At 37.4% G+C, this 22,838-nt stretch carries 19 protein-coding genes; 6 read left to right on the forward strand and 13 right to left on the reverse strand.

Features of this window, described 5'->3' with window-relative positions; genetic code table 11:
- Nucleotides 1-46 precede the first annotated feature (46 nt).
- Nucleotides 47-1,456, reverse strand: coding sequence for a cysteine--tRNA ligase (gene cysS / locus CPS_RS16955; RefSeq protein ID WP_011044541.1), 1,410 nt, complete (start codon nucleotides 1,454-1,456; stop codon nucleotides 47-49).
- A 165-nt stretch (nucleotides 1,457-1,621) separates the two neighbouring features.
- On the opposite strand from cysS, the gene CPS_RS16960 reads away from it, so the two are divergent.
- Both CPS_RS16960 and CPS_RS16965 read left to right on the forward strand, forming a co-directional pair.
- Nucleotides 1,622-2,113, forward strand: coding sequence for a peptidylprolyl isomerase (locus tag CPS_RS16960; RefSeq protein ID WP_011044542.1), 492 nt, complete (start codon nucleotides 1,622-1,624; stop codon nucleotides 2,111-2,113).
- 15 nt (nucleotides 2,114-2,128) lie between these two features.
- On the forward strand, nucleotides 2,129-2,875 hold the full coding sequence (locus CPS_RS16965; RefSeq protein WP_011044543.1) for a UDP-2,3-diacylglucosamine diphosphatase: 747 nt from the start codon (nucleotides 2,129-2,131) through the stop codon (nucleotides 2,873-2,875).
- A gap of 98 nt (nucleotides 2,876-2,973) precedes the next feature.
- On the opposite strand, the gene miaE is transcribed toward CPS_RS16965, so the two are convergent.
- Nucleotides 2,974-3,750, reverse strand: coding sequence for a tRNA isopentenyl-2-thiomethyl-A-37 hydroxylase MiaE (gene miaE / locus CPS_RS16970; protein ID WP_011044544.1), 777 nt, complete (start codon nucleotides 3,748-3,750; stop codon nucleotides 2,974-2,976).
- Between the two features lie 221 nt (nucleotides 3,751-3,971).
- Between miaE and CPS_RS16975 the strand changes: the two genes are divergently transcribed.
- A complete protein-coding gene (locus CPS_RS16975) occupies nucleotides 3,972-4,187 on the forward strand; it encodes a hypothetical protein (RefSeq protein ID WP_238383555.1) in 216 nt (71 codons plus the stop codon).
- Between the two features lie 216 nt (nucleotides 4,188-4,403).
- Nucleotides 4,404-5,003: a Yip1 family protein gene (locus tag CPS_RS16980; RefSeq protein ID WP_011044546.1), complete on the forward strand. Its 600-nt coding sequence runs from the start codon at nucleotides 4,404-4,406 to the stop codon at nucleotides 5,001-5,003.
- 138 nt (nucleotides 5,004-5,141) lie between these two features.
- Here CPS_RS16980 and purF read toward each other — a convergent pair whose 3' ends face one another.
- From purF to fabB, 10 genes are all read right to left on the reverse strand, one after another.
- A complete protein-coding gene (purF, locus tag CPS_RS16985; RefSeq protein ID WP_011044547.1) occupies nucleotides 5,142-6,659 on the reverse strand; it encodes an amidophosphoribosyltransferase in 1,518 nt (505 codons plus the stop codon).
- A 170-nt stretch (nucleotides 6,660-6,829) separates the two neighbouring features.
- Nucleotides 6,830-7,312, reverse strand: a complete 483-nt coding sequence (locus CPS_RS16990; protein ID WP_011044548.1) for a CvpA family protein — start codon at nucleotides 7,310-7,312, stop codon at nucleotides 6,830-6,832.
- A gap of 90 nt (nucleotides 7,313-7,402) precedes the next feature.
- Nucleotides 7,403-8,017, reverse strand: coding sequence for an SPOR domain-containing protein (locus CPS_RS16995; protein WP_011044549.1), 615 nt, complete (start codon nucleotides 8,015-8,017; stop codon nucleotides 7,403-7,405).
- A 27-nt stretch (nucleotides 8,018-8,044) separates the two neighbouring features.
- On the reverse strand, nucleotides 8,045-9,358 hold the full coding sequence (gene folC, locus CPS_RS17000; RefSeq protein ID WP_011044550.1) for a bifunctional tetrahydrofolate synthase/dihydrofolate synthase: 1,314 nt from the start codon (nucleotides 9,356-9,358) through the stop codon (nucleotides 8,045-8,047).
- A gap of 59 nt (nucleotides 9,359-9,417) precedes the next feature.
- Nucleotides 9,418-10,275, reverse strand: coding sequence for an acetyl-CoA carboxylase, carboxyltransferase subunit beta (accD, locus tag CPS_RS17005; protein ID WP_011044551.1), 858 nt, complete (start codon nucleotides 10,273-10,275; stop codon nucleotides 9,418-9,420).
- Between the two features lie 163 nt (nucleotides 10,276-10,438).
- On the reverse strand, nucleotides 10,439-11,218 hold the full coding sequence (gene truA / locus CPS_RS17010) for a tRNA pseudouridine(38-40) synthase TruA (protein ID WP_011044552.1): 780 nt from the start codon (nucleotides 11,216-11,218) through the stop codon (nucleotides 10,439-10,441).
- 357 nt (nucleotides 11,219-11,575) lie between these two features.
- Nucleotides 11,576-15,064, reverse strand: coding sequence for a FimV/HubP family polar landmark protein (locus CPS_RS17015; RefSeq protein WP_011044553.1), 3,489 nt, complete (start codon nucleotides 15,062-15,064; stop codon nucleotides 11,576-11,578).
- A gap of 383 nt (nucleotides 15,065-15,447) precedes the next feature.
- The gene (locus CPS_RS17020) at nucleotides 15,448-16,467 is read right to left on the reverse strand and encodes an aspartate-semialdehyde dehydrogenase (RefSeq protein WP_011044554.1); all 1,020 of its coding nucleotides are present in this window, start codon (nucleotides 16,465-16,467) and stop codon (nucleotides 15,448-15,450) included.
- A 58-nt stretch (nucleotides 16,468-16,525) separates the two neighbouring features.
- Nucleotides 16,526-17,707, reverse strand: a complete 1,182-nt coding sequence (locus CPS_RS17025; RefSeq protein ID WP_011044555.1) for a 4-phosphoerythronate dehydrogenase — start codon at nucleotides 17,705-17,707, stop codon at nucleotides 16,526-16,528.
- Between the two features lie 195 nt (nucleotides 17,708-17,902).
- Complete coding sequence (gene fabB / locus CPS_RS17030) at nucleotides 17,903-19,114, reverse strand: beta-ketoacyl-ACP synthase I (protein ID WP_011044556.1); 1,212 nt, start codon at nucleotides 19,112-19,114, stop codon at nucleotides 17,903-17,905.
- Nucleotides 19,115-19,371: 257 nt separating this feature from the next.
- Here fabB and mnmC point away from each other — a divergent pair, with 257 nt between their 5' ends.
- Both mnmC and CPS_RS17040 read left to right on the forward strand, forming a co-directional pair.
- Nucleotides 19,372-21,420: a bifunctional tRNA (5-methylaminomethyl-2-thiouridine)(34)-methyltransferase MnmD/FAD-dependent 5-carboxymethylaminomethyl-2-thiouridine(34) oxidoreductase MnmC gene (gene mnmC / locus CPS_RS17035; RefSeq protein ID WP_011044557.1), complete on the forward strand. Its 2,049-nt coding sequence runs from the start codon at nucleotides 19,372-19,374 to the stop codon at nucleotides 21,418-21,420.
- Between the two features lie 159 nt (nucleotides 21,421-21,579).
- Nucleotides 21,580-22,410: a type IV pili methyl-accepting chemotaxis transducer N-terminal domain-containing protein gene (locus CPS_RS17040; protein ID WP_011044558.1), complete on the forward strand. Its 831-nt coding sequence runs from the start codon at nucleotides 21,580-21,582 to the stop codon at nucleotides 22,408-22,410.
- Nucleotides 22,411-22,470: 60 nt separating this feature from the next.
- On the opposite strand, the gene CPS_RS17045 is transcribed toward CPS_RS17040, so the two are convergent.
- Nucleotides 22,471-22,767: a YfcL family protein gene (locus CPS_RS17045; protein WP_011044559.1), complete on the reverse strand. Its 297-nt coding sequence runs from the start codon at nucleotides 22,765-22,767 to the stop codon at nucleotides 22,471-22,473.
- Nucleotides 22,768-22,838: the final 71 nt, after the last annotated feature.

Consider the following 22,838-nt stretch of genomic DNA (forward strand, 5'->3'; position numbering starts at 1 on the left):
CACCCTTTTTATTATCATGACTTGTTAAAAGTACTTAAACCATATTTTAAGCTTTACGCCACGTAGTTTTACCCGCACTATCTTCTAAAACGATATTCATGGCATTAAGTTTGTCACGTGCATCGTCAGCCATCGCCCAATCTTTATCAATACGAGCTTGATTTCGTTGTACAATAAGTGCTTCAATTATTGCAACTTCATCATTATCATTATCACCTTGTAAGAAAGCGGCGGGGTCAAGTTGTAATAAACCAACAATCTCCCCCAGAGCAACTAATGTTGAAGCTAAATCAATCGCTAAGGCATTGTTAGCTGCAGCCTTAGCCACATTTAACTCTTTCGATATTTCAAATAATACCGCCAATGCTTGTGGCGTATTAAAGTCATCATCCATTGCTTGGCAAAATTGTTTAACAAAGCTTGAGTCTTTATTGATGACATAATCACTTTCGATGTTCACATCACGTAGTGAAGTATAAATACGCTCTACAGACGCTCTTGCTTGCGTTAAGTTATCAGTAGAATAATTTAACTGACTACGATAGTGACCTGTTGTTAAGAAGAATCTTACTGTTTCAGCATCATACTGCGCTAATACATCACGTATCGTAAAAAAATTACCTAAGGATTTAGACATTTTTTCTTGATCGACTTGCACCATACCTGTGTGCATCCAGTAGTTAACATAAGGAGTATTAAGGGCACAGCAGCTTTGTGCTATTTCATTTTCATGATGAGGAAAAGTTAAGTCAGAACCACCACCGTGGATGTCAAAATGATGACCTAGCTCTTTAGCGTTCATGGCTGAACATTCAATATGCCAACCCGGACGGCCTTCTCCCCAAGGAGATGACCAACTTGGTTCACCCGGTTTTGCTGACTTCCACAGTACAAAATCAAGCGGATTATTTTTATTCTGGTCAACTTCAACGCGCGAACCCGATTGTAATTGTTCCAGATTTTGCCCACTAAGCTTACCGTAGTCATTGTAGCTAGAAACATCAAACAGTACATCACCCTGCCCTGTAGATGCTGCGTTAGCACCCGCTACATAAGCATGTTCCTTGGTCACTAAGGTTTCAATCATCGCGATGATTTCATTCATATGTGTGGTGACTCTCGGCTCTAAATCAGGCCTAGCCATATTAAGTGAATCGAAGTCTTGATGCATTGCGGCAATTGTTCGTTCAGTTAACGCTTCAGTCGTTTCATTATTTTCATTGGCTCTATTGATTATCTTATCTTCAACATCAGTGATGTTACGGACGTAGTTAACATCGTAGCCAGAAAACCGAAGATAACGAGCAATATTATCGAAGCTAATATAAGTGCGACCGTGGCCTATATGGCATAAGTCATAAACCGTGCAACCACAAACATATAAGCCTACTTTACCTGCATTAATTGGTGTAAAGGTTTCTTTTTGACGACTTAACGTGTTGTAAATCTGCAACATGATATTTTATGACTCCTACTGAGTAGTTTTTATTGAATAGTTTCGATTGAATAAGAGTAGATTGTACCTGAACAAATCTAAAGGATCATCAATACTGATGCACTTTATAGCAAGTTAGCGTACAATTATGCCAATTAATTTATCAGAACTTAAATAGAGACAATTATGATCATACTAAAAACCAGCCTTGGCGATATTAAAATTGAATTAGACTTTGAAAATGCTCCTGTTACAGCAAAAAATTTCCAACAATATGTTGAAGATGGACATTACAATGGCACTATTTTTCATCGCGTGATTAAAGGTTTTATGGCACAAGGCGGCGGCTTTGCTCCAGGCTTAGAAGAAAAAGAAACTCGCGCAAGCATTAAGAATGAAGCAAACAATGGCTTAAGTAATAAACTAGGCTCTTTAGCCATGGCACGAACTCAAGAGCCTCATTCAGCTTCTGCGCAGTTCTTCATTAATCTAACTGATAATAACTTCTTAGATTTCACTAGTGAGTCTATGCAAGGTTGGGGTTATTGTGTTTTTGGTAACGTAGTTGAAGGTATGGATATAGTCGATAAAATGGCTTTAGTTGAAACGGGCAACATGTATGGTCATGGTGACGTTCCAAAAGACGACATTTTAATTGAATCTGCGATTGTTGAATAACCTTAGCGGCCAGTAATGATTGAAGATAATAAAACAGCAATAACTTATTTTATTGCTGATTTACACCTTAGCGAAAACAGGCCTGATATCAGTGCCTGTTTTTTACGATTTTTAGAAAGTGATGCCGTACAAGCTGAAAAGCTTTATATCCTAGGTGACTTATTTGAAGCTTGGGTTGGTGATGATGATGATAGTCCCTTCCTTAAAACTATCGCTGATGCACTCACTAAGCTAAGCAAATCAGGGACAATGATTTATTACATTCATGGTAATAGAGATTTTCTAATTGGTAAGCGTTATGCGAAACAAGCAAGTATGCAGCTTCTCCCTGAAGTGGAGACTATTGACCTTTATGGTCGACATGTAGTCATTATGCATGGTGATACCTTATGTACTCGCGATGTCGACTACCAAGTGTTTAGAAAAAAGTCTCGTTCTTGGTGGTGGCAAGCAGCAATTAAAAGTCTACCGTTATTTATACGCAAAAAGATAGCTGCTGACTATAGAAAGAAAAGTGCTACTGCAACGGCAGTGAAATCACAAGCGATCATGGATGTTACCGAAAGCGAGGTAATTGAGTGTCTACAAAAATATCGAAGCCAACTGTTAATTCATGGTCATACACACAGACCAGCTATCCATGAAATTTCTGTAAATGGTGATAATGCTCAACGTATCGTCTTAGGCGATTGGTATGAGCAAGGTGCTTGGTTAAAAGTAACTGCTAACTCTATTCAATTACTCAACCAATCGTTAACCTAATATACGTTTGTATGCCTTACTATTATTTCCTATCTAAAATATAACGGACAACATAAGTTGCCCGTTACTATTAAAAAAATTATAGCTATTCCAATAGATTAAACTGGCGTTCCAGAGTGAAATTTGAAATCTTCATCGGGTGATAAAATTAACTCAGCTTCAACGTTAGCAAAGTAAGCGACCCGTTCACTAATGTCCTTCCCCGCAACTTGCCCAGCTAGTGTCAAATAATCTTGATAATGACGAGCCTCTGAGCGAAGTAGAGACACATAAAATTTATTCAAATCATCATCTAAATGCGGTGCCAACTTAGCAAATCGCTCACACGATCGTGCCTCAATGTAAGCACCAATAATTAACTTATCTACCAAGGCATCAGGTTCAAAAGTTTTAACATGTTTTAGCATACCTTTGGCATAACGACCCGCGGTGATCCCATCAAAAGGAATATCTCGCTTAACCATAATCTCTAATACTTGATAAAAATGATGTAACTCTTCTTTTATTAAAAGCACCATTTTATCAATAAGATTTTGGCTAAATGGCGACGTTCCCTGAGACTTACTGCTTTTAGGTAAAATTGCTTTAGATAGATTGTTTTTATTAGCAAGTGACGCTAAATCGCCCTTCTTTCGATATAAAAAATCTTCATAGGGTTCAAACCATTCAAGTAATACGTTAGTACTGTCTTTATCAACGGCATATTTTCGAATGAGATACATAGCGGTTTGCCCTGCTTTAAGCTCGCAGGCTAAATGGTCTCGTAAAATTATCGGTAAGTTTTCTTTTTTCTTTGCTTTATTTACCCACGCATCAGGCGTTTCACAGGATAAAAATTTTAATATAGGTATGAGTAACGTCTCTGCTTCTGTCATCTGTTTATCTCAGTGCTAAATAGCGAGTAAATTCTTTTAAGTGAATTGTAATTTAAATTATTGCGCTATTTTAAAAGTCTATTTCTTGAGATACTAGCATAATCTGTTTTTTACCATACATAGATCAAATTTATGCCTTCTATAATAAAAAAAACCTTACAAGTAAAAATGCAGCCCAAAAACTGGTTAAAAAACACGATAAGCTGGTGCATAGCGAAAACATGAAAGTGGTTTCTCATGTACAACGAGAATGTGATGACTGGATAATTAATACACTGATACTTGATAACCTCGACGTTCCCTTTAAATACAAACGTAAGAAGCTTTACCAAAGTTTACAAGGGCAAAGAATTAACCTTACTTATTATCCTGAAGTTGAAACTATTGCCGGCTTTAGTATTGAAGTTATGTCAGTGGTACGAGTCAAAGTCAGCTAGAAATCTAAAGATAAACAAGCTCCTTATCGCATAAAAATATTAAAAACACTTTCTATAGAGCTTTATTGTTTATTTTTCCACCAACACTTGACGAATCATCTTATATCTCGCATAAATAAGGGTGTAATAATAAGAGTACTAATGACTTAATCATTTATTGTTGTTGTTTTAGACTAAAAAGTACTTTCCGAATACTAACGTGCGAGAGGATTGATTATGATACTAAATCACATATGGGGGCTGTACGCTCACCCTAAAGAAGAATGGCATGTTATTGAAAAACGCCATGAAAGTTTAAGTTATAGTTTGATGCATATTTTGACCATAGCGCTCATTCCGACAATATGTTCTTACTATGCAGCTGCCCATATTGGCTGGACTATTGGTGTAGGTAACCCAATTAAAATAAGTGTAGAAAGTGCTCAAATCATGGCTGTTAGCATGTATTTCGCTCTTATTTTTGGCGTATTCGCCTTAGCTTACTTGATTCAGTGGATGGCAAAAACATTTGACTCAAAACCTGACTTTGTTCAAGCACTTGAGCTTGCTGCATATACTGCGACACCATTACTTATGGTAGGTATTACCGCATTATTTCCAGTATTATGGTTTGTTGCTTTAGCGGGGATTGCTGCGGTAGCTTACTCTATCTATCTGTTATATTCAGGTGTTCCTATTATGATGAATATCCCTGAGGAAAAAGGCTTTATCTACTCAAGCTCAGTAGTGACCTGCGGATTAGTCTTGTTAGTTGGCTTAATGGCATTTACCGCCGTAATGTGGACTATGGGATTTGGTCCTGAGTTTGTTGCATAACTTACCTAAAATATAACAACTGAATTAATTTATAGTTAAATAAAAAGCCTTATTTCTAAAATAGAAATAAGGCTTTTTTGTGTTTTATATTTTGAAACAGGTATAAGTAACTCAATAGTTACCTAATAAGTATAAGTACTACTCTGCACCTTCATTATGCATATCAATAATAGAATCAGCATTTTTGTCTGATTCTTCTTTACTCGTATTATTACGCAATGCATCTAATCTTTCTAAATATGCTTGGTCGATATCATTGGTGACATAGTTACCATCAAATACAGAAGTATCAAAAGTTTTGATGTCTGGATTGCCAACGCTAACTGCAGAGATTAAGTCCTCAAGAGATTGAAATATTAATTTATCTGCACCAATTAAACTACAAATATCATCCAATTCACGACCATGTGCAATGAGTTCATTAGCACTTGGCATATCTATACCATAGACATTAGGGAATCTTACTTCAGGTGCTGCTGAAGCAAAATAGACATTTTTTGCACCTGAGGCACGCGCCATATCAATTATCTGCTCCGAGGTAGTGCCTCGAACAACAGAATCGTCAACTAGTAAAACATTTTTACCCTTAAATTCCGTTGCAATAGCGTTAAGCTTTTGACGAACTGATTTTTTACGTTGCTCTTGACCCGGCATAATAAAAGTACGACCGATGTATCGGTTTTTAACAAAACCTTGTCGGTAAGGTAAGTTAAGCTGCTTTGCTATTTGTAAGGCAATATCGCAAGATGTTTCAGGGATAGGAATAACAACATCAATATCAATATCTTGCCATTCCTCGGCAATTTTCTCGCCTAACTTAGTTCCCATTTCTACACGAGAGGCATAAACAGACATTTTATCCATGGTTGAATCAGGGCGAGCAAAGTATACAAATTCAAATATACATGGGCTATAAACAGGATTTTCAGCACATTGCAGACTGTGAATTAGGCCATCTTCAGAGAAAAATATAGTTTCACCTGGAGCAACATCACGTACAAATTCAAAAGAACATGCATCTAGCGCAACTGATTCAGACGCAACCATATACTCAACGCCCAATTCAGTTTCTCTTTTACCAAAAACTAAAGGACGAATTCCGTTAGGGTCACGAAAAGCAATCATACCGTGACCAACAATAAGCGCTACAGTAGCATATGCGCCACGAACACGTTTATGGACTTTAGCAACTGCAGTGAAAATATCTTCCGGTGTTAGCGCAATGTTTTCACTTTGCTGTAATTCATGCGCTAGGATATTTAACAGAACCTCAGAATCTGAAGTTGTGTTCACATGGCGACGAGCTTCATCAAATAACCATGTTCTTAATTCTTCAGCGTTGGTTAAGTTACCATTATGTGCCAATGACAAACCAAAAGGTGAGTTGGCATAAAAAGGTTGTGCTTCTGAAGAGCTAGAAGTGCCCGCTGTTGGATAGCGAATGTGACCAATACCAATATTACCTTGTAGGCGAAGCATATGGCGGGTATGAAAAACATCTTTCACTAACCCATTACCTTTTCTTAGCCTGAAAGTATTATTATGAATTGTTACAATACCAGCAGCATCTTGACCACGATGCTGAAGTACAGTTAGTCCATCATATATATGCTGACTAACAGGAGTTTTACCGACAATACCAACAATACCACACATGAAATTCTCTCCACAAAAAAAATATTTACAATACTTATTTTCACTAAATTATTAACTTAGGATGGTGTGAGCCATCTAATAAATATTGAATTATAAGATATCGAAATAATATCTTATAAATTATCGTATACGGATTGACTCCGCATGGGCTTAGTCGTTATTAGTAACAACTAAGTTATATAACTTGATGACCCTTTAAGGTATTCAAAAAACCATTCAACTACCAATTTAAACTCAGGGATCAATTCTGAGCTTTTCCACCACTGTGTATTTTCTGCTCCGGTAAAAGCATCAACAAAAAATATCACTGCACTGATAATGAGTACACCTCGAAGTGCTCCAAAAACAAGCCCTAAAACACGATCTGTCCCAGATAGTCCTGTTTTGCTAACCAATTGCCCAATAAGATAATTAACCAAAGCACCAAGCACTAAGGTTGATATGAAAAGAATGGCGACGGCTGCGGCATTACGCAAAAATGGATCAGAAATATTTGTTAAAAGATTGGCAAGGTTTGCGTAAAAAGTGCTGGCAATAAAGAAGGCACTGATCCAAATAACTAGAGATACTGCTTCTTTTACAAAACCTCGTATTAAACTGACTAGTGTTGAAACGCCTATAACGGCCAAAATGGCGTAATCTATCCAAACCATAACTTGAATGTCTCGTTGAGTTTATCTAAATTAGAGGCGCGCATTCTATCAGAATTAGCCAAATAATGCCTAGCACTTTATAAAAGCCGGCTACTTATTTGGTTCAAAATACGCAACTTTACCTTGGATGCCAGTAAGCGTTTTTAAAGCGGGTAACTTTTTAACCATACTGGTCTTTATTAATTCCGGTCCTATGATCACCTTAGTTAATGTGCCTTGCTTAGTTTTGATTGGTTTGGTGAAGGCGATATAACCTTTAGCTTTTAATTTTTTTAATAACTGGGCAACATTGTCTTTATTTTTAAAGCTACCTAAATGGATAACCCAGGCCTCTTTAGCTACTGCTTTTTCAGGCAACGTCTTCTTTGGTTTGCTAACTACTTTTACTGGGGGCTTTACTGCTGGCTTTGATACTTTCTTTGTTACTTGATCAACTTGTTTAGTTGGCTTTGAAGCAGAGTTATCAATACCAGGTTCATCAATTGCTTGTTCATTAGAGATGGGTGTCACTTTTTGTCGTATGAGCTTATCTTCAGGGAATGGTTTATTGGTCAATTTACCCGAAAACACCTCTGCCTTTGGGATAGCTTCAAAATCATCTTGGTGTGATTTTTTCTCTCCATCAAGTAGATCTGGTAAGAAAATAATAACCACGGCTGCAACAATAATAGTCCCGACAAGGCGATTTTGAAAAGGTGTAGACAAGAGACACTCCTAATTAATACTACTCAGCTAACTAATAGTTAACTGTGCTCTGATTTTCGAAACAGTAAAAAATGAACCAAAGACTAGAATTAAGTCAGACGAATTAGCCTGCTTATTCGCCATTCTAAAGGCCTCATCCACATTGTCAAAACAATTAACTGAATTTGTAAATAACGCTAACTTACTTGCCATTGTTTCTTTTGTAGCAGCTCTTGGCACACTTAACGCACCGGTATACCAAAAATCGATATCATCTTTTAGTGATTCTAAACTTGCACTAATATCTTTATCGCCCAGCATAGCAACCACAGCATAAATATTTTGATAGTTAGCTTGCTCTTTTATCTGCTTAAGATATCCAGCGAGATAACGAGTAGCTTGTGGATTATGACCGACATCAAGAATAACATCACATAGGCCCTTCTGCTTGATTAACTCAGTCCGCCCTGCAACCTTAGTCTTAGCAATAACTTCATTGACAAAATCAGGTGTCAGCGTCAAATTAAGCTTTTCTAATACCATGAGTGCTGTTGCGACATTGTCGCGTGGAATATGGGGAGCTTTTAGTTCTGTTAACTGCGTTTGTTTAGTTTTCCAGTTCCAATGAGGTTGAGTATTTTGAACGATAAAATCTTGGTCTCGTAAAAATATCCTATTAACTTGGTTTTTATGTAACTCGTTAGCATGATTTATCACTGACTTGGGAGCATTAGTATCACCAATAACAATGTCTTGCTCTTGTCGCATGATTCCTGCTTTTTCAAAACCAATACTTTCTCTATCATTGCCTAGAAAGCTTTGATGATCGAGATCTATTGTTGTGATGACAGCTATATCAGCATCGATAATATTAGTTGCATCTAACCGACCACCCAGGCCAACCTCAAGAATAATAAAGCTTGGCATAGCTTCCATTAACACGAGTAATGCAGCTAAGGTTGTATACTCATAGTAACTAAGCGAAATATCTTCTCGAGCAACTTCAATACGTTTAAAAGCATTGATTAGGGCCTGATCTTCTACATCTTGCTTATTTATCCGCAGACGTTCATTAAAGCGCTCAATATGAGGAGATGAGTAAACGGCAACACCTCGCGGTGAAGCAAGTTCTTTACTATTGAGTAAGGCGTTTTCAATAAAAGCACAGGTGGTACCTTTACCATTAGTGCCCGCAACAGTAATAACCTTAGCAAAATTCAAGTTTATAGCTAAGCGTTCTGCAACTTTGCCAACACGAGATAAACCAAGATCTATCTCAGTACTATGTAAGTTTTCTAAATAATAAAGCCACTGATCGAGATTAGTTAAATCTTGATAGTGGCTTGAATTGTATTTTGACATTTATTCATCAACAAGTGATTTGAGTTAAATAGACAATAGCGATTATTCGTTGATACTAATTACGAAACAACGCTAGTTTGGCCCATAAACTTACCTAACATACGCGCTAAAGTAATTTTCATTTCTCGGCGATCAATAATCATATCAATTGCGCCTTTTTCTAATAAAAATTCACTGCGTTGGAAACCTTCAGGTAATTTTTCTCTAACGGTTTGCTCAATAACACGTGGTCCAGCAAAACCAATTAGCGCTTTTGGCTCAGCAACATTGATGTCACCTAACATAGCTAAACTTGCTGATACACCGCCCATCGTTGGATCGGTTAATACAGAAACGTAAGGAAGACCTTTTTCACTCATTTTAGCAAGCGCAGCACTAGTCTTTGCCATTTGCATTAAAGAGAAAAGTGCTTCTTGCATACGGGCACCGCCACTAGCAGAGAAACATATAAAGGGTAGATTATGCTCTAAACAATACTCTACACCCTTAACAAAACGAGCACCGACTACAGAAGCCATTGAACCGCCAAGGAATGCAAATTCAAACGCAGCAACAACAACTGGCATGCCGTGTAATTCACCTTTCATTACAACGAGAGCATCTTTCTCACCGGTATTTTTTTGCGCAGCACTAAGACGATCTTTATATCGTTTAGAATCTTTAAATTTCAAGATATCTTGTGCTTCAAACTCTTCACCTAACTCCATGCGATTATCATGGTCAAGAAAGCTATCAATACGTTTACGAGCACTGATACGCATATGGTGATCACACTTAGGACATACTGAAATTTGACGCTCTAATTCAGCTTTATAAAGCACGGCATTACATGAAGAACATTTGCTCCATACACCTTCAGGAATGCTACTTTTTTGAGTCGTTTTTGCTTTCGGGAGAATTTTTTCTATCCAGCTCATAATTTTATTTTGGCCTGTTGCAACGAAATATCTGTCGGTTTATTGATGGAGACACTCCATCAAACTCTATTCTAAACCGCACATTAGACCATAGTATAACCTATAGAATATAGAAAAAACTGGTCTGCTCAGTAAATAATTGTGATTTGATTAAACTTTCTATCTATAAAAACAATGGCCCTAAACGGCTTTTAGGTAACTCAAAGTTCTCAGGGTAATCTACATCGACAAAATATAGCCCCTCTGGTGGTGCCGTAACACCTGCAACACAACGATTTTTAGCCAATAAAACTTCTTTCATCCAGTGTGGTGTTTCTTGTGATTGACCAACTCGCATTAAGCTACCAACAACGTTTCGCACCATATGGTGTAAAAAAGCATTGGCTTTGATATCAACTACAAGATAATCACCCTGTCGTGTCACCCGACAATGTTTTATAGTCCGAACCGCAGAATGAGATTGACAATGCACCGTTCTAAACGAGGTAAAGTCATGTTTACCGAGAAGATAATCAGCGCCTTGTTGCATAAGATTTTCATCTAAAGCGAAATGACAATGACTAATACCATGACTCAATATTGCTGAACGAAGGGGTTTATTGTAAATAATATAACGATAATTTCTAGCTGTGGCACTAAAGCGAGCATGAAAGTCATCATCAACTTTCTTTACCCAAGCAACAGCTACATCAGAAGGTAAGTGAGTGTTTACGCCTAACGTCCAAGCGGTATCTTTGCGTTTTTTTTCGGTGTCAAAGTGGATCACTTGATTGGTTGCATTAACCCCTGTATCGGTTCTCCCGGCACAAACCACTTCAATTTTTTCATCCGCAATTTTAGATAATGCTTTTTCTAACTTTTCTTGTACAGTGATAACATTATTTTGGCGTTGCCAGCCACAATAGTTTTTACCATCATACTCAATGCCTAACGCATAACGCATACAAGTCTACCTTTTCTAATGAGGAGATTATTTTCGCTGCGCATTATCCTTTATTTTATAGCGTTAGGCTATTGCTTGTTAGTTTATACCCGTAATCATTCAAAATGCTCGATTCAGAGTGCTTGAGCAATTTCAGTTTGAGGCGCGTCAATTAAATTAGGGTTATTCCCTATTTCTTTGACGCAACAATAAAATGGGATTGATCAAGCGCTTCTACCATGGGGCTAAAAACGATTTATACATCGTTATTGATTTTGAGAATGGAACAACCATTCCCTACAATCAATGCCTTGCCTAAATCGTTTTTTCTCCCACTGAAATATGCATTTTGAATGGTCACGGGAATATATCAACGCCTTACAATGAATCTAATAATGCTTGTGCCTCTGCTCGCTGAGTTTTATCTCCCTTGGAGATTACCTCTTGCAAGATTACTTGGGCATTTTCTTCATCATTCATTTCTATATACATTTTCGCTAAATCTAATTTACTCGACATTGAGCCATCTTCATCAACATCCACACCACTATCATTTTGAGAAAATTTACCTAAACCAACGTCAATATTGGTTTTCTCATAAGGCTCTGACGCATCACCCTCATCTAAACTATCAGAGATGAGCTCATCGACAGAGACATAATCTTCTGTTGGCTCTGTTTTCTGGGAGTTTTGAACACTTTCTTCGCCAAGGCTATCATCAATTAAATCATCACCTATGTCATCACCTTCAAAGATCAGTTCAATCTCATCGTGTTTCGTTGGCGTAGTCGCTGATTCCTCTTCAATATTGGCTAATAGCTCATCAAAATCAACATTAGCTAACTCATCTATAACGTCTAATTCATCAGCTTCTTCAAGTGGTTCTTCGTCAGCCATTTCAGATAACAAACCAGCTAGCACATCTTCATCGGTAAAGTCAGGTGATAGAACTATCGACTCAGGTGAAATATCTTCCGCTTGCTCAGTATCATCTTCCATTGAATCATCTGCTAATAATTGACTTAATTCAGCCTCAGTAAAACCACCATCGATTTGAGTATTGAACGTTTCATCAATTGATGAATCAGTTAACTCATCACCAACGTCGTCTCTTTTATCTTCTTGAAAGTCTCTCGTTGCTTCATCTTTACTGATGGTATCAGCAATAAGTGCATCAATATCTAGTTCATCATCCAACTCATGACTTTCATTACTTATTAGTGTTTCTGAAGCTAACTCAGCGTCACTTTCTTTAGCAATAATATCGGTAAAGTCAGCGGTAAGAAATGGTGTTACATATTCAGCGGTAAATGCGGATATTTTAGCTTCATTCTCTGCTTTTTCATTTTGAATTTTATGGTCTTCTGGACTTAATGTACTATCAGTTACCTTATCAATAGTACTTTCTTCATCCATTCCCACATCAAGTTCCAACGGATTCATTGCTTCTGATGAATCTTGTTTTACAACGTGTTGAGGTGTTGGAGCATTACCCGACATTGATTCAAGTAGTGCATCAATATCATCTGGGTCAGTTACCTCTGCGGTATCATTGATAGAATCAAGTAATGCATCGATATCATCAGGGTCTGTTACATCAACTGGCTCATTCACTGATTCATTTACCGAATCAAGCAGCGCATCAATATCATCTGGATCTGTTACCTCTGCGGTATCATTGATAGAATCAAGTAATGCATCGATAACATCAGGGTCTGTTACATCAACTGGCTCATTCACTGATTCATTTACCGAATCAAGCAGCGCATCAATATCATCTGGATCTGTTACCTCTGCGGTATCATTTATAGAATCAAGTAATGCATCGATATCATCTGGGTCTGTTACATCAACTGGCTCATTCACTGATTCACTTACTAAATCAAGCAGCGCATCAATATCATCTGGATCTGTTACCTCTGCGGTATCATTTATAGAATCAAGTAATGCATCGATATCATCTGGGTCTGTTACATCGACTGACTCATCCACTGATTCACTTACCGAATCAAGCAGCGCATCGATATCATCTGGATCTGTTACCTCTGCGGTATCATTTATAGAATCAAGTAATGCATCAATATCATCTGGGTCTGTTACATCAACTGGCTCATTCACTGATTCACTTACCGAATCAAGCAGCGCATCGATATCATCTGGATCTGTTACCTCTGCGGTATCATTTATAGAATCAAGTAATGCATCAATATCATCTGGGTCTGTTACATCAACTGGCTCATTCACTGATTCACTTACCGAATCAAGCAGCGCATCGATATCATCTGGGTCTGTTACCTCTGCAGTCTCATTGTCTGGTTCACTTACCGAATCAAGCAGCGCATCAATATCATCTGGGTCCGTTACCTCTGCTGGCTCATTGTCTGAATCACTTAGTGAATCAAGCAGCGCATCAATATCATCTGGGTCCGTTACCTCTGCTGGTTCGTTCTTTTCTTCGGAAGATTCTTCAAGTACGAGGTCTTCATCATCGAAATCGTCTAAGCCACCAAGTAAATCATTTAGATCATCTTGACTTAACTCTCCCCCTTCAAGTTCTTCACTTTCTGTATTTTCTGCTTCATCATCTAAACCTGATAATAATGAATCTAAGTCATCTTGATCCAACTCACCACCATCAAGAATATCAACGTCACTTTCATCATCTAGTAGGATGTCTTCAAGATCATCTAAGCTATCGTCTTCATCCAAATGGATAACGTCATCATCACTTTCTATTAAATCTATAGACAGGTCATCATCCAAATTCAATTCATCATCAAGTGATAAATCAAGCTCATCGTCTAAATTCAATTCATCATCAAGGGATAAATCAAGCTCATCGTCCAAGTTCAACTCACCATCAAGTGATAAATCAAGCTCATCGTCCAAGTTTAACTCATCATCAAGTGATAACTCTTCAGATGTGCTCTCCTTTTTGGCGACAGGTTCTTGTTTTTTACTGTCTAATTCGTTGAAGAAAACTTCATCCGAGGCCTGTTTTCGGCGTTTAAACAAAAGAGCCAGTAAAAGTAGTATCAGGATTGCTGGCAGAGTGCCCATGGCAATTTTGAACCACAAGCTTGACATGATATCTTGTTCCGCAAGTGCAGCCTGCTGTCTCTCTAATAAAAGTTCTTTTTCTCTGGCTTCAGCTTTTGCTAATAGGGCTTGCTGCAACTTGATCATATCGTCCATTTGCAGCTTGATTTCTTTACCTTTCGCTACCTCATCCTGCATGATGCCAAGCTTGTCATTAAAGGAAGTAAGTTGCTGACGTAAATCATCATTTTCTTTTAAAATAGCTTGTAAACCATCAATTGAGTCTGAGATATCATTTTGAATATGTTCTAATCGTTCCTGCTGCTGACCATCAATTTTTTGCAATTGGTCATTAATCTCAGTTTTTACCGTCTCTAAGTCTTTTTTCTTAACGCTAGGCTCTATAAATACTGGTATCTTAGGTGTTTTTGGCTGTGCTTTCTTCCAAGCTTTACTATCACTTTCAGACTTTTTCTTCGCACTGTTAGTATTTATTGCCATCATGTTATTAAACGATGGTATTTTTAAATATTGCCCTTCAACCAAATAATTGATGTTGCTATCGACAAACGCTTGTGGATTCTCTTGATATAACGCCTGCATGACTTGATAAACGCTCAAGCGATTATCAGGGCGAACTCGAGTAGCGATGTTCCATAAAGTATCTTTAGAGGTGATTGGGCCGTATTTATCATAAGGAAAAACATCACTACTTTTAGGTCCTCGCATGCGAATGCCGCGTTCTTCCTCTGCATTAACGGGGAAGTGAGCCGTAAGTATGCCAATAATAACCGCCTGCCATAGGCACAGGCGCAATAAATGTTGCATAAGGATGTCCTAATAAACTAATTTAAGTTATGGCACTGTTCATTATATTTATAGCGCCAAAAAAATACCGCATTACTTTACCTGACTAAGAGATAAAGCTTATCAGGAAGATAAAATGCAATAATTATTCCAAAAAACCATTAACTAACAAGATAATAGCAAATTCAATCAATAAGTCTCCTCTTATTGTAACTCTTGTGTAAATCTATACTTTGTTTTGAGGGGGAATATACTACTAATTAACTTTATTCCTGTTATAAAGTCAATTGGGCTTTTAAAGGACTGATACAGTAAAATTAAAAGTTAAAAACTAAAAAACTCGTCAACAACGGTATATTTACCATCATTGACGAGTTTTTATATACTAACTATTGTAGTAAAAGTTAGCTTAAATGATCTTTTACCAATAGTTCAGCAATTTGTACGCTATTCGTTGCCGCACCCTTGCGAACATTATCCGCAACGATCCACATATTAATGCCGCAACTATGGCTAATATCTTCACGAATACGACCAACATAAGTATCATCTTTTCCGCTCGCATCTCCAATTTGAGTTGGGAAGTCTTCATCATTACGACAAACAACAATACCAGGAGCTTGCTCTAATAAATCTTTAACTTCATCAGCTGAAATAGGTGAATTCGTTTCAATATGCAAGGCTTCGCCATGTCCAAAAAACACAGGAACACGAACAGCTGTTGGGTTAACAAGTACGTTTTCATCGCCTAAAATCTTTTTAGTTTCCCAAACCATTTTCATTTCTTCTTTGGTGTAACCATTTTCTAAGAAATCATCAATTTGTGGGATAACATTAAATGCTATTTGACGTGAAAACTTTTTACTCTCTACTGGCTTACCACTTAATAGATTAGCAGTTTGTTTCGCTAATTCATCCATCGCTTCTTTACCACCGCCAGAAACCGATTGGTAAGTACTAACATTTACACGACTAATACCAACAGCATCATAAATTGGTTTTAACGCTACCAACATTTGAATGGTAGAGCAATTAGGGTTAGCTATTATATTGCGATTACGGTAATCAGCCAGCGCTTCAGGATTAACTTCAGGCACAACAAGAGGAATATCAGCGTCATAGCGAAATTCAGAGGTATTATCAATAACAATACAGCCAGCTTCAGCAGCTATTGGAGCAAATTTAGCTGAAGTAGAACCACCGGCAGAAAAGAAACCAATTTGTACTTGGCTAAAATCAAAATCATCTGCATTTAATACTTCAATGCTCTGACCATTAAATTCAATAATTTCACCTGCAGAGCGAGCACTGGCTAAGGGATATAATTTATTAATTGGAAATTTTCGTTCTTCAAGAATCTCCATAATAGTTTTGCCAACTAACCCTGTTGCGCCAAGTATGCATACATCAAATTTTTGTGCCATGTTCCTCTCTCTCTTCATTAGACTTTCTCAAAAAAATGAGTCGTCTCGATAGTTTAAATTAATTTTTATTAAAACCTAAACGATGCGGTACATCGCTATAAGTAGTAGATGATAAGTTGACCGTTACAGCAGAAAACTCCCTTCGAACGGGATAATTTTTCCTTAAACTGTCGAAACCTTGTACAAATAATTGTTGACGAAATATTGCATCGTCCCGCCTAACATCGTAAACCATTTTAACTAACTGGTTTAGTAATATTTGATTAAAATCTTGATTAATTTCAATTGCAGGGATACTGGCCGACGGTAAAAAGTTTGCCAACTGATATTTAGGCGTTATTGCTAACTGTTGACATAATGCCTGATAGAGCATTTCACTACCACGAGCTTTTCCTTCTAAGCTATAACCTGCTATATGTGCTGTGGCTATTTCAGTATAAGGAATTAAGGCTTCAAGAACATCAGGTTCTCCTTGCCAAACATCGAGTACAATTTTTACGCCATGACCAGCCGTTTTTAATGCTAATAAGGCGTGGTTATCAATAACATCACCACGGCAAGCGCTGATTAATATTTGATCCTCACGCAATAAGGCAAGGTTCTCTGCATTTATCAATTTGTTTGTAGGATGTTCACCGCCAACAACTTTAGGCACATGCAAAGAAATAACATCACACGCTAAAACATCCACCAAGGGTACATAATGTCGTTGGTCAGTAGGGGGATGACTTTTATCTTGTTTTTGCTTTTCGGCTAGTAACGGATCACAGATTTTATGTTGAATACCTAATGCAGTGAGTTTTTCACTTAAACGAGTACCTGTATTGCCGCCGCCAACAATACCGACGGTTAATGAAGATAAAGTGAGTAAATACCGCTCAGCTAAAACGACTAATGCGCTGAGTACATACTCAGCAACTGAAATGGCATTACAACCTGGCGCTGATTGGAAGGTGATGTTTCGTTTGGCGAGATAACTTAAGTCGATATGATCAGTACCTATAGTGGCACTACCAACAAAAGAAATTTTATCGTTCAAGTGAAGTAGTTGTTCATTAACCTGAGTAATTGAACGTACTAATAAAACATCTGCATCAGCAACTTGTGCTGCGGTTAACGTCCGACCTGAAAAAGGAACTAACTCTCCCTGCTCTTCGCCATCGATACCGTTATTAAGGTGGCAGAGTTCACTAAAAAACTCCTTGGCAAATGGCATATTTTCATCAAAATATATTTTCATAAATTCTAACTATTTGACTAAAGACATTAAAGTGCTCAATTATACGCTCATTTAGAGCATAAGTACTAAATTTAACCCAGCAGAGCTAAAATTTTGTCACTATTTATAAAAAAACCACGCTAAATATTATTTAGCGTGGTTTATTATTAGTTAGAAAATGCGCATTAAGTCGGAGCTTAACTCCAGAACTTAAGCTTATTTATATTTTTTCATTACCAAGGTGGCATTAGTTCCACCAAAACCAAAGCTATTCGACATAACAAGGTTTAGCTCAACATCACGCTTTTCAGTAACAATATCTAAGCCTTGTGCTTTTTCATCTAAATTATCAATGTTAATTGAAGGAGCAACAAAGTTGTTTTCCATCATTAATATTGAGTAAATAGCTTCGTGAACGCCAGCAGCACCAAGTGCATGACCTGTCATTGCTTTAGTAGCACTAATAGCTGGTGAATCTTCACCAAATAATTCTTGAATTGCGCCTAATTCTTTAACATCGCCAACCGGTGTAGAAGTTCCGTGAGTATTTAAGTAATCAAGTTTACCTTCAACACCTTGCATGGCTTGTTGCATACAACGAACTGCGCCTTCACCACTTGGAGCTACCATGTCATAACCATCAGAGGTTGCGCCATAGCCAACAAGTTCAGCGTAAATATGTGCGCCACGTGCAAGGGCATGTTCTAATTCTTCAACAACAACCATACCGCCGCCGCCAGAAATAACAAAACCATCACGGTCTGCATCATAGGTACGAGAAGCTAATTCAGGTGTATCATTACGACCCGCTGATAAAGCCCCCATACCATCAAACATCATAGCAAGTGACCAATGAACTTCTTCACCACCACCAGCAAAAACGATATCTTGTTTGCCTAATTGAATAAGCTCCATCGCATTACCAATACAATGAGCACTTGTTGCACAAGCTGAACTAATTGAGTAGTTAACGCCTTTAATTTTAAAAGGCGTTGCTAAACAAGCTGATACTGTGCTGCCCATAGTTTTTGGTACGGCATAAGGACCAACACGACGAATACCACGGTTACGAAGCGTATCAGTTGAAGCAACGATGTTTTCAGATGAAGCTCCACCAGATCCAGCAACAATACCAGTACGGAAATTTGAGACTTGATCTTCAGTTAATTTTGCATCTTTAACAGCTTGATCCATAGCAATATAAGCATAACCTGCAGCATCACCCATGAAACGGATGGCTTTACGATCAATGTGATCTTTAGTTTCAATATCAGGTTTACCCCAAACTTGACTACGTAGACCTTGCTCTGCAAAACTTTCAGAATGAGAGATACCTGACTTACCAGCTTTTAATGAGGCTAATACTTCATCCGCATTGTTACCAATACTTGAGACTATACCTAAGCCTGTTATTACGACACGTTTCATTTAACTACCATCTATAATTATGAAATTTTGCGCTATTATACAAGTAATAGCGATTGAACTGGTATTACTAGTTGCTTATCACAACAAAAAACCAGCGTACACTTGTACACTATAATATGATATCCATTCTAATATATCTATGACATTTTAATTTATCTACCTTTATTTCTGATCAAAACCTATATTTCGCGTAAAATAGGCAAGGTAAGCGAATAGAACTATCCTCTAACACTGTCACTTCACCTAAAGAATTTTTCATGAAAAAACTCGATAAAACAAATAATAGCAATAAATTATCCTACCAAAAAGATGGAACCCCTTATTGCCAGCGCTTTGATGATATTTATTTTGAAAGTGAGTCAGGTTATCAGCAAAGTGATTTTGTTTTTATTCAAAAAAATAAAATAGGATTACGTTTACAAATTGCTAAACAAACATTTACCGTGGCAGAAACAGGTTTTGGCACTGGGTTAAATTTTTTATTAACCTTACAGGCGTACCAAAAAGCACAACAAGTTTCATCGTTCCAGCTAGCACCTTTGCATTTCATCAGCGTGGAAAAGTACCCACTAACAAAAGAGCAACTAGTCCAGTCTTTGTCTATTTTACCGCAACTACAATCGTTAGCCTTAACATTCATTAATAGTTACCCTGATTGCCCTGTCGAAGAGTTTGGTCAAGAATTTAAAACAACCTTTTTCAATGGCCAAGTACGGTTAACTCTTATCTTTGATGATGCCGCCCAAGGTTTCTCTTCATTAAACTGTTCAAAAGAAGGTTTAGTCGATGCTTGGTATTTAGATGGATTTACTCCAGCAAAAAACCCTGACATGTGGAGTAAGGATTTATTCTCTCAAATTGGCAGACTTTCTAAAGATCAAGCCACACTGACCACATTTACTGTTGCTGGCTTTGTAAAAAGACAATTGCGTGATATCGGCTTTCGACTTGAAAAACTATTAGCGAAAGGTAAAAAGAAAGAAATGCTGTCTGCTGTCATGCAAAGTAACCCGATAACGAATAAAGGCTACTATTTAAGACCTCTTATTACAAAACCCCAACACGTAAGTATTATTGGGGGTGGTATCGCTTCTGCTTGTGCTGCTTATGCATTAACTAAGCAAGGAGTAAAAGTAACTTTATACTGTAAAGATACTTCTCTTGCGCAAGGTGGGTCTAGCAATGCGATTGGCGCTTTATATCCTTTATTACACCAACAGGAAGATGATATAAGCTCTTTTTACCAGCAAGCTTTCTGGCGTGCTAAAGCGTTATATACAGAGATTGCCGAGCAAGGTTTTTCATTCGCACACCAATGGTGTGGATTATTAGAAGTATCCTACAAGGAAGCATTGATTAAGAGACAACAGGCATTTGAAAGCTTGAATACTTGGCCTAATGAGCTCATCCATGGAGTCAATGCAAAGCAAGCCAGCGAACTTGCAAATATAGATTTACCTTATGGTGGTCTTTTTATGCCTAACGCTGGTTGGATGTCACCTCGAGACTTAGTCAAACAAATTTTTAATGCGGCCAAATCAACTACCCGTTTAAAAATAATGACCGACACTCATATCACTAAAATACAACAAGTTGCTAACCCCAGCTCAAATGAAAATGGCACGTCTTGGTCTTTAACGAGTAACCAAGGTGAATTTAACGCCAGTGTATTGGTAATATGCGGAGGTGCTGATGCGATTGAAATCGAACAGCTAAAATCGTTGCCGCTTACGGCTACTCGTGGCCAAGTAACAAGTATGAAGAGTAATAAGAAGATAAATAAACTTTCTACCGTTATTTGCCATAAGGGTTATTTAACCCCTGAGAATAACGGCATCCATTGCATTGGGGCAACGTTCCAGAAAAATGATACTAATATCACCACGAACAAAGCTGATGATGACTATAATTTAACGATGTTAACTAAGTGCTTACCAGAGTTATCGTCAACTATTGATTGGCAAGAACAAGATATTTCATCAAGTAAAGCAAGACTACGTTGTATGTCACAAGATCACTTACCTCTTGTTGGCGCAGTACCTGATATTAAAGAACATGTAGCAACTTACTCTCATTTAGCCAAAGATAAAAATTGGAAATATAGCCAAGCAGCACCGTGTATTGATAACCTCTATGTCCTACTTGGGCTTGGTGCCCGTGGCTTGTGTTCCGCACCTTTGGCTGCTGATATTTTAACAGCAGAGTTATGTAATACCCCTTACCCTGTAGATAGCCAAATGTTATTCAACTTAAGTCCTAACCGCTTTATCATCAGGGATATTATAAAACGAAAAATAAAGTCATAAGTATAATCGACCTACTAAATAATTAAGACATCAAAGAAGGAGTAAATAAAAGCGTAAATAAACAAAAAAACTTGTGCTAAATCAACCTCCTTACCAGCAAAATAATTTACGGTACTTCTGTCGATAAAAAATGGTTTATTATATTTAGGAGTTCCAGACATGAAAGTCAGCTTGCCTCAATGGCCTATCATTATCATTGCATTGCTATTAAGCATCGCTTTTCATCCCGTTGATGCCCAACAGCTAAATACATCACAAGCCATTAACCAAGCTGGTTTACAACGTATGTTATCTCAACGCATGGCTAAAAATTATATACTCTTAAGCCAAAATATTGATGCGAATGCTGCTGCCGATGAATTAGATGAAAGTGCAGCACTTTTCGAAGAAAACTTATTCAGCTTAACGAGTTCGATTAAAGATAAAAAATCGAAAACTGCGCTGCAAAGACTTAAAAGAGAATGGTATGGTTTTCGTGTGTTTGCTTTAGAGAATGCTAAGACAGAAAACACTGAACGAGTCGTAAAGAAAAGCACTTCTTTATTGAAAACTGCACACGAATTAGTGTTAAGCATCGAATTTACATCAAGATCTCATAGCGATCATTTAGTTAACTTATCTGGTAGGCAACGAATGTTATCTCAGCGCTTAGCTATGCTTTATTACGCAAGCAACTCAGGTTATACGGAAAAATTATTTCAACAAGAAATGCATAAAACAGCAAGACAATTTGACCAAGCCTTAACTAAACTAATCAAATCGAGAGAGAATACTCCAGAAATCAAAGAGTCATTACAAGATATTGCTAATCAATGGAGCTTTTACAAAACCCGTTTTGATGGTTCAGATAAAGGAAGATTTTCACCTAAGACGATTAAAGTAGTGAGCGAGTCTTTGTTAAAAGCAATGAACGACATCACTAAACTTTATGAGATAGTTAGCACAAGTGAAAACAAATACGCTTCTTGGATAAAACCAGCTAATAAATAAAGTAAGTTAGTTCGTATAAAAAATAAAAGCGATGAACAGCACTGTTAATCGCTTTTTTATTTAGGTATTAATGGCTAATTTCTCTTGTAATTTCAACCAAAAATTACTGACAATTACGCTATCCTGTGGAGATAACTCTGCTTTAGCAGCCGCTATTTTATGATTAATCGCTTGTATTAGTTCTGTCGTTAGTGATTGTTGTTCATCACCAAAATCTGTAGCTGTCAAAGCAATTAAACCACGTAAGTAACCGCTAGCAAACAGAGTATCACTATCGATATCCTGTTCAAATAAACTATCCAAATATTTATATAACTGCTCAACTGTCGTTAAGGTATTGTCTGAACTATCTGACATAAAGTTTTATCCTAGATATTAATATATATCACTTACCATAATCTTAAAGTGGACTTATACCACTTTCCTTA

Origin of the sequence: Colwellia psychrerythraea 34H (assembly GCF_000012325.1) — a bacterium.
Classification (GTDB): Bacteria; Pseudomonadota; Gammaproteobacteria; order Enterobacterales; family Alteromonadaceae; genus Colwellia; species Colwellia psychrerythraea_A.

Excerpts from the sequence above, each read along its gene's own strand:
- cysS (WP_011044541.1), bottom strand. The coding sequence starts at position 1,456 with ATGTTGCAGATTTACAACACGTTAAGTCGTCAAAAAGAAACCTTTACA.
- CPS_RS16960 (WP_011044542.1), top strand. The coding sequence starts at position 1,622 with ATGATCATACTAAAAACCAGCCTTGGCGATATTAAAATTGAATTAGAC.
- CPS_RS16965 (WP_011044543.1), top strand. The coding sequence starts at position 2,129 with ATGATTGAAGATAATAAAACAGCAATAACTTATTTTATTGCTGATTTA.
- miaE (WP_011044544.1), bottom strand. The coding sequence starts at position 3,750 with ATGACAGAAGCAGAGACGTTACTCATACCTATATTAAAATTTTTATCC.
- CPS_RS16975 (WP_238383555.1), top strand. The coding sequence starts at position 3,972 with ATGAAAGTGGTTTCTCATGTACAACGAGAATGTGATGACTGGATAATT.
- CPS_RS16980 (WP_011044546.1), top strand. The coding sequence starts at position 4,404 with ATGATACTAAATCACATATGGGGGCTGTACGCTCACCCTAAAGAAGAA.
- purF (WP_011044547.1), bottom strand. The coding sequence starts at position 6,659 with ATGTGTGGTATTGTTGGTATTGTCGGTAAAACTCCTGTTAGTCAGCAT.
- CPS_RS16990 (WP_011044548.1), bottom strand. The coding sequence starts at position 7,312 with ATGGTTTGGATAGATTACGCCATTTTGGCCGTTATAGGCGTTTCAACA.
- folC (WP_011044550.1), bottom strand. The coding sequence starts at position 9,358 with ATGTCAAAATACAATTCAAGCCACTATCAAGATTTAACTAATCTCGAT.
- accD (WP_011044551.1), bottom strand. The coding sequence starts at position 10,275 with ATGAGCTGGATAGAAAAAATTCTCCCGAAAGCAAAAACGACTCAAAAA.
- truA (WP_011044552.1), bottom strand. The coding sequence starts at position 11,218 with ATGCGTTATGCGTTAGGCATTGAGTATGATGGTAAAAACTATTGTGGC.
- CPS_RS17015 (WP_011044553.1), bottom strand. The coding sequence starts at position 15,064 with ATGCAACATTTATTGCGCCTGTGCCTATGGCAGGCGGTTATTATTGGC.
- CPS_RS17020 (WP_011044554.1), bottom strand. The coding sequence starts at position 16,467 with ATGGCACAAAAATTTGATGTATGCATACTTGGCGCAACAGGGTTAGTT.
- CPS_RS17025 (WP_011044555.1), bottom strand. The coding sequence starts at position 17,707 with ATGAAAATATATTTTGATGAAAATATGCCATTTGCCAAGGAGTTTTTT.
- fabB (WP_011044556.1), bottom strand. The coding sequence starts at position 19,114 with ATGAAACGTGTCGTAATAACAGGCTTAGGTATAGTCTCAAGTATTGGT.
- mnmC (WP_011044557.1), top strand. The coding sequence starts at position 19,372 with ATGAAAAAACTCGATAAAACAAATAATAGCAATAAATTATCCTACCAA.
- CPS_RS17040 (WP_011044558.1), top strand. The coding sequence starts at position 21,580 with ATGAAAGTCAGCTTGCCTCAATGGCCTATCATTATCATTGCATTGCTA.
- CPS_RS17045 (WP_011044559.1), bottom strand. The coding sequence starts at position 22,767 with ATGTCAGATAGTTCAGACAATACCTTAACGACAGTTGAGCAGTTATAT.